The 13680-nt window shown below is 61.5% G+C and carries 15 protein-coding genes; 4 read left to right on the top strand and 11 right to left on the bottom strand.

Annotated features, from left to right (window positions below):
- The first annotated feature begins 54 nt into the window (after positions 1-54).
- The 3 genes from AC06G5_RS07865 to AC06G5_RS07855 all read left to right on the top strand — a co-directional run bounded on the left by AC06G5_RS07865 (position 55) and on the right by AC06G5_RS07855 (position 3035).
- On the top strand, positions 55-969 hold the full coding sequence (locus AC06G5_RS07865) for an urea transporter (protein WP_480459224.1): 915 nt from the start codon (positions 55-57) through the stop codon (positions 967-969).
- A gap of 21 nt (positions 970-990) precedes the next feature.
- On the top strand, positions 991-1815 hold the full coding sequence (locus AC06G5_RS07860) for an ion transporter (protein WP_413428524.1): 825 nt from the start codon (positions 991-993) through the stop codon (positions 1813-1815).
- Positions 1816-2036: 221 nt separating this feature from the next.
- The gene (locus AC06G5_RS07855) at positions 2037-3035 is read left to right on the top strand and encodes a sulfate ABC transporter substrate-binding protein (protein ID WP_413428523.1); all 999 of its coding nucleotides are present in this window, start codon (positions 2037-2039) and stop codon (positions 3033-3035) included.
- A 129-nt stretch (positions 3036-3164) separates the two neighbouring features.
- Here the strand turns inward: AC06G5_RS07855 and AC06G5_RS07850 are convergent, their stop codons facing one another.
- The gene (locus tag AC06G5_RS07850; RefSeq protein ID WP_413705428.1) at positions 3165-3608 is read right to left on the bottom strand and encodes a hypothetical protein; all 444 of its coding nucleotides are present in this window, start codon (positions 3606-3608) and stop codon (positions 3165-3167) included.
- 106 nt (positions 3609-3714) lie between these two features.
- Complete coding sequence (locus AC06G5_RS07845; protein WP_413705429.1) at positions 3715-4344, bottom strand: hypothetical protein; 630 nt, start codon at positions 4342-4344, stop codon at positions 3715-3717.
- A 235-nt stretch (positions 4345-4579) separates the two neighbouring features.
- Here AC06G5_RS07845 and AC06G5_RS07840 point away from each other — a divergent pair, with 235 nt between their 5' ends.
- A complete protein-coding gene (locus AC06G5_RS07840) occupies positions 4580-5785 on the top strand; it encodes an MFS transporter (RefSeq protein ID WP_480459223.1) in 1206 nt (401 codons plus the stop codon).
- Between the two features lie 117 nt (positions 5786-5902).
- Here the strand turns inward: AC06G5_RS07840 and phnN are convergent, their stop codons facing one another.
- The 9 genes from phnN to AC06G5_RS07795 all read right to left on the bottom strand — a co-directional run bounded on the left by phnN (position 5903) and on the right by AC06G5_RS07795 (position 13654).
- The gene (gene phnN / locus AC06G5_RS07835; protein WP_480459222.1) at positions 5903-6454 is read right to left on the bottom strand and encodes a phosphonate metabolism protein/1,5-bisphosphokinase (PRPP-forming) PhnN; all 552 of its coding nucleotides are present in this window, start codon (positions 6452-6454) and stop codon (positions 5903-5905) included.
- Positions 6455-7660: 1206 nt separating this feature from the next.
- Positions 7661-8068 (bottom strand): hypothetical protein, encoded by a 408-nt coding sequence (locus tag AC06G5_RS07830; protein ID WP_008020322.1) that lies wholly within the window; start codon positions 8066-8068, stop codon positions 7661-7663.
- 15 nt (positions 8069-8083) lie between these two features.
- Positions 8084-9286 carry a c-type cytochrome biogenesis protein CcmI gene (gene ccmI, locus AC06G5_RS07825; protein ID WP_480459221.1) on the bottom strand — a complete coding sequence of 401 codons (1203 nt, stop codon included), beginning with the start codon at positions 9284-9286 and terminating at the stop codon, positions 8084-8086.
- Positions 9279-9752, bottom strand: a complete 474-nt coding sequence (locus AC06G5_RS07820; protein ID WP_413428165.1) for a cytochrome c-type biogenesis protein — start codon at positions 9750-9752, stop codon at positions 9279-9281. The genes ccmI and AC06G5_RS07820 overlap by 8 nt, the downstream gene beginning before the upstream one ends.
- Positions 9749-10285, bottom strand: a complete 537-nt coding sequence (locus AC06G5_RS07815; RefSeq protein ID WP_480459220.1) for a DsbE family thiol:disulfide interchange protein — start codon at positions 10283-10285, stop codon at positions 9749-9751. The genes AC06G5_RS07820 and AC06G5_RS07815 overlap by 4 nt, the downstream gene beginning before the upstream one ends.
- Positions 10282-12270, bottom strand: a complete 1989-nt coding sequence (locus AC06G5_RS07810; RefSeq protein WP_480459219.1) for a heme lyase CcmF/NrfE family subunit — start codon at positions 12268-12270, stop codon at positions 10282-10284. The genes AC06G5_RS07815 and AC06G5_RS07810 overlap by 4 nt, the downstream gene beginning before the upstream one ends.
- 3 nt (positions 12271-12273) lie before the next feature.
- Complete coding sequence (gene ccmE / locus AC06G5_RS07805; protein WP_008020317.1) at positions 12274-12729, bottom strand: cytochrome c maturation protein CcmE; 456 nt, start codon at positions 12727-12729, stop codon at positions 12274-12276.
- On the bottom strand, positions 12726-12902 hold the full coding sequence (gene ccmD, locus AC06G5_RS07800; protein WP_007980758.1) for a heme exporter protein CcmD: 177 nt from the start codon (positions 12900-12902) through the stop codon (positions 12726-12728). The genes ccmE and ccmD overlap by 4 nt, the downstream gene beginning before the upstream one ends.
- Positions 12899-13654, bottom strand: a complete 756-nt coding sequence (locus AC06G5_RS07795; RefSeq protein WP_007980756.1) for a heme ABC transporter permease — start codon at positions 13652-13654, stop codon at positions 12899-12901. Before AC06G5_RS07795 ends, ccmD begins: the two co-directional genes overlap by 4 nt.
- Between the last annotated feature and the right edge of the window lie 26 nt (positions 13655-13680).

Genomic DNA, 13680 nt, shown 5'->3' with positions numbered 1-13680 from the left:
GGCTTGCTCGCGAAGCAGGCGACACGATTCACCGGAAACACCACAGACTTCATCATGCCTGCCAACCATTTCAACACCCACTGCCCCGACTGGGCCGAAGCGTTGCTCAACGGCTTCAGCCAGATCTTTCTCCAGCGCAATCCGCTGTGCGGCCTGCTGTGCCTGCTGGCCATTCTGTTCACGGCGCCCGCCTTGCTCGGCGGCGCTTTGCTCGGCGGTGTCGCCGGGCTGCTCACCGCGCAACGTCGCAACTATGCCAAGGCTGATCGCCAGGCCGGGCTGTTCAGCTACAACGGCGTTCTGCTCGGTCTGTTGCTGAGCCTGTATTTCCCCTGGTCGGCGATGATGCCGCTGCTGATTCTGGCCGCCGGTGGCCTGAGCGCGATGATCACCCAGCAGTGGCTCAAACGCGTCCGGGTCAGCCAATACCTGCCGGCCTACACCGCGCCCTTCGTCGGACTCGGCTGGTTGCTGCTGTGCTTCGCCACGCCCTCGACAGAGCCGCATTTGATCGAAGTCAGCACCCTGAACATGCTCGCCGCGCCACTCAAAGGTCTTGGTCAGGTGATGTTCCTCGGTCATCCATTGGCCGGTGCGATGATTGCCGCCGGTTTGCTGATCGCCGATCGTCGCGCATTCGGCTGGGCGTTGCTGGCGTCTGTCGCTGGCATGGGCTGGAGCCTGCTGCACCACGACTTCTACAGTGCATTGCTCGGTCTCGGTGGCTATAACGCGGTACTCGCCGCCCTCGCCTTCAGCTCGCAGCGTCGCCACCCCTGGCTGCCCCTGGTTGGCATCGGCCTGGCGCTGGTGCTGACGCCGGTCTTTGCCGCCATCGGTTTGCCCACGCTGACCGCGCCGTTCATTCTTGCCTGCTGGCTGATTCGCAGCGTTGTGCAAATGCTCGGCAAAGCCACCGTCGAAAGCGCGCCTTGCGCTACCGGGGAGAATCAACCTAGGCTGCGTTGATTTGCGGCCAAGGCTATGTGCATGATCAGCAACGACACGTGGCGTAATCGCCTGTACGTGATTATTTTCCAGACCGATACCGTTGCCGGGCGACGCTTCGACACCGCCCTGCTGCTGATCATCTTCGCCAGCCTGGTGGTGGTGATTCTGGACAGCATCGATGACGTCCACCAGAACTACGCCAGCCTGCTGGCGTTCATCGAGTGGGGCTTCACGGTGATCTTCCTCGGCGAGTACATCCTGCGCCTGTACTGCTCGCCCAAGCCCCTGCGCTATGCCTTCAGTTTCTATGGCCTGGTGGACCTGCTGGCCATCGTGCCCGGCGTCCTCGCGCTGTACTACAGCGATGCCCAGTACCTGCTGATCATCCGGGTGATCCGGATGCTGCGGATCTTCCGCGTGCTCAAACTCGGTCCCTACCTCAAGCAAGCCCATTACCTGCTCGATGCCCTGCGCGGCAGCAAGCAGAAAATCCTCGTGTTCCTGCTCAGCGTCTGCACCCTGGTGACGGTGTTCGGCACCCTGATGTACGTGGTCGAAGGCCCGCAACATGGCTTCACCAGCATTCCCAAGGGCATTTACTGGGCGATCGTCACCCTTACCACCGTCGGCTACGGCGACATCGTGCCCAAGACTGCACTGGGCCAGGTCATCTCGTCGATGGTGATGATCACCGGTTACTCGATCATTGCCGTGCCCACCGGGATCTTCACCGCCGAACTGGCCACGGCCATGCGTGGCGGCCAGTTGCAGCACGACTGCCCGGTGTGTGCGAAAAACAGCCACGAACAGGAAGCGTCGTTCTGCTCCCGTTGCGGCAATGCGCTATTCAAGAAACGGGAATAAGCAAAGAGCTTTTTAATCTTTAAAGGACTATACGAGCCCGGTTATAGTCGCTGGCAAAATCGTATCGACCGCACCACTTGCAGGAGCGAGCTCTCTCGCGAAAAACGCCAGGACAACGCGGGCACTCAGACAGCCCGCGTCACCGTTAGCGTCCATCGCGAGCAGGCTCGCTCCTACAGTGTTGGTGCGGCGGCTCCTACACAAAGAACAAGGAATGCGCAGTGAAAAAACTCTTTGGCGCCTCACTTCTCGCCGCTGGCCTGGCCCTGGGCAACATCGCCCAGGCTGCACCGACCCTGCTCAACGTCTCCTATGACGTGATGCGAGATTTCTACAAGGACTACAACACTGCGTTCCAGAAACACTGGCAAGCCGAGCACAACGAAAACATCACCCTGCAAATGTCCTTCGGCGGCTCCAGCAAACAGGCGCGCTCGGTCATCGACGGTCTGCCGGCTGACGTGATCACCATGAACATGGCCACCGACATCAACGCCCTGGCCGACAACGGTAAACTGGTCCCGGACAACTGGGTCACACGCCTGCCGAACAACAGCGCGCCGTTCACCTCGGCCACCGTGTTCATCGTGCGCAAAGGCAACCCGAAAGCCCTGAAGGATTGGCCGGACCTGCTCAAGGACGGCGTTCAGGTTGTCGTGCCGAACCCGAAGACTTCCGGTAACGGTCGCTACACCTATCTCTCGGCCTGGGGCTACGTGCTGAAAAACGGCGGTGATGAGAACAAGGCGAAGGAATTCGTCGGCAAACTGTTCAAGCAAGCGCCAGTACTCGATACCGGTGGTCGTGCCGCCACCACCACCTTCATGACCAACCAGATTGGCGACGTGCTGGTGACCTTCGAGAACGAAGCGGAAATGATCGCCCGCGAGTTCGGCCGTGATCAGTTCGAAGTCATCTACCCAAGCGTTTCCGCCGAAGCCGAGCCACCGGTGTCGGTGGTCGACAAATCGGTCGACAAGAAAGGCACCCGCGCCGCCGCCGAGGAATACCTGAAGTACCTGTGGTCGCCTGAAGGCCAGGAAATCGCCGCCGCCAACTACCTGCGCCCGCGTGACCCGGCCGTGCTGGCCAAGTACACCGACCGTTTCCCGAAAGTGGACTTCCTGTCCGTCGAGAAGACCTTCGGTGACTGGCGCACTGTGCAGAAGACCCACTTCAATGACGGTGGGGTTTTCGACCAGATCTACAGCGGTCAGTGATGATCTGAACACTGCAACGCCTGTGGGAGCGGGCTTGCTCGCGAAGAGGCCATCACATTCAACATTGATGTCGACTGTTGCGCCGCCTTCGCGAGCAAGCCCGCTCCCACAGTTTTTTCACCTGTAATTTCAGCTCAGGTTGCCGCAGAAAATAGCCTGGTGACCATCGGCCGGGCTTTCACGCACCACCAGGGCATAGCCGCCGGCTCGAAGGGTCTCGACCGCGACCGGTGCGCTTTTCCAGAAATACTGGTGCGACGCCGCCGAATAGAACCGCGCATTCGGTCCGTCATTCATGTCATAGGCCGGTTTCGCCCCCAGGTTCGCGCAACTGCCCGGGTAGATGTAAGCCAGCAGACGGCCCGGTAACGCACTGCCCATAGGCTCGCCGCTGACCGCAAACCAGAACACGGTGTCATGCCCACTGGGCATCATGATCGGTCGGCCGATTTTCCCGGCATTGGCCGAGGTGCCATACAGGGGAACGTTGGTGACCTGGTTGTCAGGCACTGTCGAACATCCGCAGAGCCCGCCGACTGCTACGACAAACGCCAGCGAAGATACGATTTTCATCGTGATACTCCCGCTTGTAAGGACTCATTGAAGTGATCCCCCCTGTAGATTCTAGCTACCGGGGTTTTGCGGGTTTTTCTTCGAATGGTTGGTTGCCAAGTACCGGCTACATCGGCGGTGTCACGCCATCCTTGCCCGCCGAGATGGATTGAGCGGTGAGCGTGCCGTCAGCGCTCTGCGTCACAAAGGTCACGATCTTCACGCCCACCTTCAACAGGCTGCGATCGGCCGGCATCAGGTTGACGATGGGTACGTCTTCGGGCACCAGGATCTTCTGTTGGCCGCCCTTGTAGTTGACGGTTAGCACCCGGCCATTGCTCACCACCAGGTCGCCGACGCTGCCGTTGGTCATGCTGCTGCCCTTGACCAGGTCAAACGGCCGATGACCGTCGCCACTGCCGGCCAGTTCCGGCGGGAAAACGTGGACCTCCAGGGCCTTGAGGGTGCCATCCTCCTGAGGAATAGCGGCTGAGCCAATGTAGCTGCCGGGCTTGATGTCTTCGATGTTGGCCAGGGTCACGGCGCGGACCTTGGTGTCCTTGGTCAGATTGATCACCACGTTGTCGCCGCTGTTGGCATGGACTTTCAGAGCGTCCGGGCTGACGCCGGTGATCTCGCCACGCACACCGATGCGCGTGCCGGGTGCGTCTTCGGCCAGAACCAGGCCAGCGCTGAAGACGCTGGTCAAGGTGACGAATGAAACACAGCGAATCAGCTGACGGAACATCGCATTCATGGAGCGACCCTCTGGCTACAAGACGTGGAGAGAGAACATAAGCACGCTATCGAACAAGAAGTAAGTGAATGTATCATTCACCTCCAGTGTTCTGACGCAAGGCACTTCGGCGCACGACACACGCGTCCGCCAGTCATTCCGCAATGGAATGATTACTATCACTCCAATCCCGCTTCCGCCGTTTCAGTCAGCCCGTTAGCCTGCGCGCAATCCTTTCCGTACAGCGAGACCCGTTATGAACCCAGCGACCCAGGTGCCCCACGGCACCGCGACAATGACCCGAGGCATGGTGCTGTTGTTCGCCTTCTGCTGTGGCGCCATTGTCGCCAACATCTACTACGCCCAGCCGATCATCGGCCTGATCGCCCCGGACATCGGCCTGACCAATGCCATGGCCAGCCTGATCGTTTCCCTGACTCAGATCGGCTATGCGCTGGGCCTGTTTTTCCTGGTGCCGCTGGGGGACCTGCTGGAGAACCGCCGGTTGATGATCACCACCACGCTGGTGGCGATTGTCAGCCTGCTGGGCGCGGCGTTCACCGATCAGCCGAACGTGTTCTTGCTGATTTCGCTGTTGGTGGGGTTCAGTTCGGTCTCAGTGCAAATCCTGATTCCGCTGGCTGCGCACCTGGCGCCGGAAGAAACACGTGGCCGCGTGGTTGGCGCAATCATGGGCGGTTTGTTGCTGGGCATCCTGCTGGCCCGGCCGGTGTCCAGTGTGGTAGCCGACCACTTCGGCTGGCGGGCGATGTTTGTGATTGCCGCGGTGTTGATGGCGGCCATCAGCATCGTGCTGGCGGTGACCATTCCCAAGCGTGAACCGGATCACAGCGCGTCCTATGGCCAATTGCTGGGCTCGCTGTGGACGCTGTTGCGCAAGCAACCAGTGCTGCGCCAGCGTGCGTTTTACCAGGGCTGCATGTTTGCCACCTTCAGCCTGTTCTGGACTGCCGTGCCGCTGGAGCTGGCGCGTAATCACGGTTTGTCGCAAAGCGAGATCGCGATTTTCGCGCTGGTGGGAGCCATCGGCGCCATTGCCGCCCCGATCGCCGGACGCCTGGCCGATGCCGGACACACCCGCATCGCATCATTGCTGGCCCTGCTGTTCGCCAGCCTGAGTTTCGTGCCGGCGTTCATCCACCCGGCCTACAGCGTCATCGGCCTGGCCGTGACCGGCGTGGTGCTCGACTTCTGCGTGCAGATGAACATGGTCCTCGGCCAGCGCGCGGTCTACGCCCTCGACGGCAAAAGCCGCAGCCGCCTGAATGCGTTGTACATGACCAGCATCTTCATCGGCGGCGCCTTCGGCTCTTCGGTGGCCAGCGCGGTGTACGAACACGGCGGCTGGTTGTGGATCGTGATCGTCGGCAGTGCGTTTCCGCTGCTGGCATTGCTGCGGTTCCTGAGTGTTTCGCAGAAGGTTTCGCTGGCGACGGCATAGGCCTCAAAACCCGGTCGGATCGCCGACCGGAGCAGGCTCGCTTGTATGGCAGGACTTGAAGGGAGGAGGAAGGACTGGGTACTGCCTGACCTGGAAGGCCTGACAGGCGGATGCGCGTTACTCGTCAATGCAGACCAGCAACCGTTCGACCGTTTGCTCAAGCGGCCCGGAGTTGTCGAGCACGTGCACGGCCGGGTCCTCCGCCAGCAGCTGCTCGCTGAATCGGGCATTGCGTGCCAGCCGCTGATCGATCTCGATCGGCGATTCCCGCCCGCGCTCCAGCAAGCGCTGGCGCAGTACTGCCTGATCCACAGTCAACAACAGCACCAACGCGTTCGGATAGCGCAGGCGCGTGTTCTGCAAATGCCCGCGAGAGCCATTGACCAGTACGTCTTGCCCGGCGGCCAGCCAATCGTCGATTTCCCGTGGGATGCCATAGGACAACCCATTGGCGTGCCAGCTCAGGGCAAATGCGCCCTGGGCCTCCATATCGGCGAATTCCTCTGCACTGACGCCCAGCGCCGCTTCGCCCACAGCTTCCGCCGAACGCGTGATGACCCTTCGCACGATGCGGCAGCCGCGTTCGGCCAACCGTGTTCGCGCAGCATCCAGCAGGCTGTCCTTGCCCGAACCTGAAGGCCCGATGAGATAGATCAACCTGCCTGCCATCAAACCAACCTCTTCATTTGTCGCCCTGCTTGCCGTACCCACGGCAGACTGTCCTGATTGCTCTTGCATCAGATCAGCCCGCAGGCCCGGCGTATGATCCATCACCGACACCGGTTGCACCAGCGGGTTCTCCACTTGATCACGGTATAAGCTGAGGGTGTCCTCGCAGCGCAGGTCAATCTCGCGTCAGGGGTGTTGGGCGACGTGTTTTTTTTTACCGGTGTACATATCCGTTATTTAGGTAACGGCCACTAACGGTTCCGCTTTTACAGCGGGTTACTTGGAAGAGCCCCAAGTAACCAAGGGCTCTTGCCCCTGACGTTCGGTGCCTCGCCAAGGCTCGGCATTCCCTCGCTCCGGTCCTGCTCCGTGGGCCCGCCGCGATCGGCCATCCCTGGCCGTACGCGGCTAACCCGGCATCCATGCCGGGTTGCCCACTGCGCAGAACCTGCGCTCGGCCTCTCGAGGGGGCAAGAAGATCAAAAGCCAAAGCAAAAACAAAAGCAGAAGCGAGGCGGTCTGCTCGCCGGCCTGATCGCGAGCAGGCTCGTTCCCACCGTGGTTCAGGAGGCGTAAACGGACCTTGGCCCGGCACCAGTCAACTGTGGGAGCGGGCTTGCTCGCGAAAGCGGTGTGACAATCGACATCTTCTTCTCTGACCCACCGCATTCGCGAGCAAGCCCGCTCCCACAGAAGAGCAAGAGCAGAGCAGAGCAGAGCAGAGCAGAGCAGAGCAGAGCAAAAGCAGACCGGCGTACCCCACGCTCCTCACCACTCAACAGGCCGAGCGTTAGCTCGCCTGCCGCTTTTGATCTTGATCCACCCGCCCCCTCGGCAGGCTGAGCGGAGGTGTTCATCCGGGGATGGGCGCGCAGCGCCGTGCGGCGAAGCCGCACACATTGCAGGGAGGTGCAGCGAAGCAAACCGTAGGGCAATGCCCCCGGATGAATGCCGGAGCGAAGGAACCCCGAGCCTAAGCGAGGGGCCGTACGTAAGGGGCGAGACTTTTTGGTTCCTTTTGTGTCGTTTGACAAAAGGGACCCGCCGTAAGGGCGGAACCATAAGCCGCCGTTACCCAAAAAACGGATATGTACTCCGTCAGGCCGCCTTCGCGAGCAGGCTCGCTCCCACAGTGTTCAGCAGTGAGCCACCAATCACATTCCAGACCAGGCACAAAAAAGGTGACCCGAAAGCCGCCTTGATGCGTTACTGCCCGAACTGCCGCCCGAGCCCACCCGGCACACCGTGGATATCAGTCTCCTCCCACGGCCCCTTCGGACTGATCGACCGGCTCCAACCATTATCCCAGCGATAGTAGGTACGCTGGCGATAGAAAGTATTGGGCTGGTCATCCAGCACATACACCCCAAGCTTCGGATCCCAATGGCTGTTGCCCCCCGGTGGTGGCGCGAAGCTGGCCGAGGTACGTGGCAACGGCTTGGAGGGTTTGGCCGGGATGCTCGGCTTGCTCGGTACGGGCGACGTCGAAGGCGTGGGGCTGGGCTGCGACGGCGGGATCGGCGGTGGTGCCTCATGCTCCGCTGGTCGCTGGACCGCACAAGCGCTTAACCCCATAACGACGCTGAGCAGGGTGATACGAGCGAATGCGGTCATGATTGCGTTTTCCTGTTATTTGTCCGGGCTGTCGATGGTCAGTGTTTGCGGCGCGGTGGTGCTGCTGGCCAGAGGCTGGCTGCGACCGATCCATTCGCCAGCGGTAGGTTTGCCGGCACGGGAAATACGCGCAACCAGTTGGACTTCAGGGAAGTTCGACAGTTTCAATTGCGGCATCATCGCGTCGGCATCACCCAGTTCGACAGTCACCGGCAGGTCGGCCACGGTCATGCGCTTGACCGCCAGCGGGGCCGGAGGACCGGAGATCGCACGGGCGAAGATGAACACGCTGTCGCCAGGCTGGACCTTGGTCTTGAGGTCCGCTGCCAGATCGACGCTGACCTTGAGCAAAGCCGAGGCCCTGGCTGCCGGTGCTTGCGCAACCTTGCCGCCACTGGCCACCAGCTTCTCCGTGGCCCGGACAATCCCGCCTTGTAACGCCTCGCGGGATTTGTCGTCCGGCGGCAACTGCGCCAGCAGGCGATTCCAGTAATCAATGGCGTCCTGATAGCGCTCGCCTTCAAACGCGGCGATACCGAGCAGGCCGAGGCTGGTGACCTCCTTCGGATCAGCCTTGAGCGCTTCGTCGGTCAGGGCCTGGACCTTGTCCGACCACTTTTTGCCATCGGCGAAGTACTGGGCCTGGGCCCATTGACCGAGCAACTCGGGCTGACGCCCGGCCAGGTTCACCGTGCGCTCGAACATTTTCGCCGCATCCGCCGGGCGATCCTGAGCCATGTAGGTACGACCGAGGAAGTACGTGCCTTCAGCGGAATCCGGTTGAGCGGCGACCGCACGCTCCAGGCGCTGGGTCATCTCCTCCATCGTCTTGGGTGCCTGGGAGAATTCGCGGGTCAGTTCGACCTTGTCGCTGGCACCGTAATGCATATACAGCCCCAGACCCAGCACCGGCACCAGAATGGCCGCCAGCAACGGCAAGGGTTTGCCCAAGCGCGATACCTGCGGCGTTTCGACGCCTTCGGTGTCCGCCAGCAACTCACGGGCGGCTTCGGCGCGACCGGCATCCATTTGCGCCGCATCGAGCACGCCCTCTTCCTGCTGAGTCTGCAACTCAGCCACGCGTTCCTGATAAAGCGCCACGTTCAGGGCGGTACGATCCTCTTCACGCTGGGCGCGACGGCTGCGCAGCACCGGGATCAACAGAAAACTCAGGGCAACCAGAAGCAGCAGACCTGCAGCGAGCCAGAAATCAATCATTCTTGGTTTTATCCAACAGGTGGTCGAGGCGCGAGCGCTCCTCGGCAGAAAGCGAGCCCGGGGTGTCGGCACGTTGCACGCGACGACGGCGGACGATCACCGCGATGATCACCACACCGCCGAGCAACAAGCCGGCGGGGCCGAACCAGAGCAAGGCGGTCTTGGCATTCAGGGCCGGTTTGTAGCGGACGAAATCACCGTAGCGGTCGACCATGAAGTCGATGATCTGCTGGTTGTCCTTGCCCTCGCCGAGCATGCGGAAAATCTCTTTGCGCAGGTCGGCGGCAATGGGGGCGTTGGAATCGGCGATGTCCTGATTCTGGCACTTGGGGCAACGCAGCTCTTTGGTCAGCTCGCGAAAACGCTCACGATCGCCTTCGTTGGCGAACTCGTAGGTGTCGATGGCCGCGTGGGCCACGCCCGCCATGCTCAGGCCCAGAACGGCGGCAGCGATCCAGCGCTTCATGGCTTGGCCTCGTCGACCAGCGCCTGGTACTTGGCCGCCAGTTTTTCGCGCCAGACCTGCTCGTCGATCACACCGACGAACTTGTCACGGATGACGCCCCTGGCGTCGATGAAGAAGGTTTCCGGCGCGCCGTATACACCGAGGTTCAGGCCCAGCGAGCCTTGGTCGTCACGGATATCCAGTGCATACGGGTTATGAAAATCCGTCAGCCACTTCAAGGCATCGGCGTTGATGTCCTTGTAGTTGATGCCGTAGATCACCACGCCCTGTTGGGCCAGCTTGTTCAACACCGGGTGCTCGACCCGGCAGGAAATGCACCAGGTGCCCCAGACGTTGACCAGCGCCGGTTTGCCGAGGAGGTCAGCGCGGGTCAAGGTCTTGTCGCCCTGCACCGTCGGCAGGGAAAACTCCGGGAACGGCTTGTTGATCATGGCCGAAGGCAACTCGGCCGGATCCAGGTACAACCCACGGTAAAGAAACACGGCAACCACCAGAAAAATCGCCAGTGGCAACAACATCAACCAACGCTTCATGCAGTGGCTCCAGACATGCCCAGTGCTTCGCGCACGCGGCTTTTTACCTTGACCCGATAACGCCGATCCAGCGCCGCCAGCAACCCGCCTGCACCTGTCAGCAAACCACCGAACCAGATCCAGCGCACGAACGGCTTGACGTGCACGCGCACAGCCCAGGCACCGTTACCCAGCGGTTCACCGAGGGCGACGTAGAGGTCGCGGGTGAACCCGGCGTCGATGCCGGCTTCGGTCATCACCGAGTTCTGCACGGTGTACAGGCGTTTTTCCGGATGCAGCACGCTGACTTCCTTGCCGTTGCGGATCACCCGGACGGTGCCCTTGTCGGAAGTGAAGTTAGGGCCTTCAAAGTGTTTGGCGCCTTCGAAGATGAAGTGATAACCCGCCAGGTCCATGGACTCGCCCGGCGCCAGGCGCAGGTCACGCTCGGCACTGTTCTGGCTCGACAGCACGACACCCAGCGCACACACGGCAATGCCCAGGTGCGCGATCTGCATGCCCCAGTAGCTGCGGGTCAGGGTTGGCAGGCCTTTGATCAGGCCCTTGTGTCGGGTCTTGTCGAAGATGTCACGCACGCCGGCCAACAACACCCAGGCGGCGAGCATGAAGGTGGCGAGCACTGCCCAGTTGAAATCACCGTACGCGACGCCGGCCACCACGGCCATGGCGGCGCTGCCCAGCAACACCGGAGTCAGCATGCTCCCCAGCCATTTCACCGGGGTGTCCTTCCAGCGCACGATCACGCCGACCGCCATCACCACCATCAGCAGCGCCATCAACGGAATGAACAGCGCGTTGAAGTACGGCGGGCCGACCGACAGCTTGGCGCCAGTCATGGCGTCCAGAATCAACGGGTACAAGGTGCCGAGCAGAATCATCGATGCCGCCACCACCAGCACCAGGTTGTTGCCCAGCAACAGCGTTTCCCGGGACCAGAGGTTGAAGCCCACCTGGCTCTTGACCACCGGCGCGCGCAGGGCGAACAGCGTCAATGAACCACCGACCACGAACAGCAGGAAAATCAGGATGAACACCCCGCGTTCCGGATCGGACGCAAAGGCGTGCACCGACGTCAGCACGCCGGAACGCACAAGGAAAGTCCCCAACAGGCTCAGCGAGAACGCAGCGATGGCCAGCAACACGGTCCAGCTCTTGAACACGCCACGTTTTTCCGTGACCGCCAACGAGTGAATCAGTGCGGTGCCCACCAGCCATGGCATGAACGAGGCGTTTTCCACCGGGTCCCAGAACCACCAGCCGCCCCAGCCGAGTTCGTAGTACGCCCACCACGACCCCAAGGTAATACCGATGCCGAGGAACGCCCAGGCGACGATGGTCCACGGACGCGACCAGCGCGCCCACGCCGCATCCAGGCGACCGCCCATCAGCGCGGCGATGGCGAAGGCGAAGGCCACCGAGAAGCCGACGTAGCCCATGTACAGCATCGGCGGATGCACGATCAGGCCGATGTCCTGCAGCAACGGGTTGAGGTCGGCACCGTCGCCGGGCACTTGCGGCAGGATGCGCTTGAACGGGTTGGAGGTCATGATCAGGAACAGCAGGAAACCGGTGCTGATCATGCCCATCACCGCCAGCACGCGGGCCAGCATGACCTGCGGCAACTGCCGGGAAAACACCGACACCGCGAAGGTCCAGCCGCCGAGAATCAAGGCCCACAACAGCAAGGAGCCTTCGTGGGCGCCCCACACGGCACTGAACTTGTAGTACCACGGCAACGCGCTGTTGGAGTTGTTGGCCACATAGGCCACGGAGAAGTCATCGACCATGAAGGCGTAGGTCAGGCAGCCGAAGGCAAACACCAGAAAGGTGAACTGCCCCCACGCGGCCGGCTGGGCCAGGCTCATCCACAGGCGATCATTGCGCCACGCACCGAGCAGCGGTACCACGGCCTGGGCCAGGGCGAAGCACAGGGCCAGGATCATCGCCAGATGACCCAGTTCGGGAATAAAGATGCCGGATGTCATGGATCAACCCTCCTTCGCGGGCGTTGGAGCCGATTGACCGCTGTCTTTCAATGCCTTGGTCACTTCCGGCGGCATGTACTTCTCGTCGTGCTTGGCCAGCACTTCATCGGCCACCACCACGCCATCGGCATTGAGCTTGCCCAGGGCGACGATGCCCTGCCCTTCGCGGAACAGGTCCGGAAGGATGCCACGATAAGTGATGGTCACGGATTTGTTGAAGTCGGTGACGACGAACTTCACGTCCAGGGAATCGCTGGAACGCTCCAGCGAACCCTTCTCGACCATGCCGCCGGCGCGAATTCGTGTGTCCAGCGGGGCTTCGCCGTTGGCGATCTGGGTCGGTGTGTAAAACAGATTGATGTTCTGCTGCAGGGCGCTCAGGGCCAGGCCGACGGCAGCGCCGACCCCGACCAGGATCGCGAGAATGATGATAAGACGCTTTTTGCGCAGCGGATTCACTTGCCGTTCTCCCGGCGCAAACGACGCGCCTCTTGTTGCAGATACCGCTTGCGGGCCAGGATCGGCGCCGCCACGTTGAGGGCCAGCACCGCCAGGCAGATGCCATAGGCTGACCAGACATACAGGCCATGATGGCCCATGGCGATGAAGTCGCCGAATGAAGCAAAACTCATCGAGCGACCTCCAGGCTGTTTTCCACTTCGGCCTTGACCCAACTGGCCCGGGCTTCGCGCTTGAGTACTTCCAGACGCATGCGCAGCAGCAACACCGCGCCAAAGAAACAATAGAAGCCCAACGCCGTCAGCAGCAATGGCAGCCACATTTCAGCGGGCATCGCCGGTTTTTCGGTGAGGGTGAAGGTCGCGCCCTGGTGCAGGGTATTCCACCACTCCACCGAGTACTTGATGATCGGGATGTTGATCACGCCGACAATCGCCAGCACCGCACAGGCCTTGGCCGCGCTGTCACGATTGCTGATTGCGTTGCCCAGCGCAATGAGACCGAAGTACAGGAACAGCAGGATCAACATGGACGTAAGGCGTGCATCCCAGACCCACCACGAGCCCCAGGTCGGCTTGCCCCAGATCGCGCCGGTGACCAGCGCCACGGCGGTCATCCATGCGCCGATGGGCGCCGCACATTGCAGGGCGACGTCGGCCAGTTTCATTTTCCACACCAGCCCGACGATGCCGCACACCGCCAGCATCACGTAGATGGACTGCGCCAGCATGGCGGCCGGAACGTGGATATAGATGATGCGAAAGCTGTTGCCCTGCTGATAGTCCGGCGGCGCGAAGGCCAGGCCCCAGACCACGCCAACGCTGATCAGCAGCAACGCCGCGACGCTCAGCCAGGGCAGCATTTTGCCGCTGATGCCGTAAAACCATTTGGGCGAGCCGAGCTTGTGAAACCACGTCCAGTTCATACTGTTTCCATCACGGTTGCTCTTTA

It is taken from the genome of Pseudomonas sp. WT-JTC (assembly GCF_056711565.1).
This window is presented reverse-complemented; position numbering and strand designations above follow the sequence as displayed.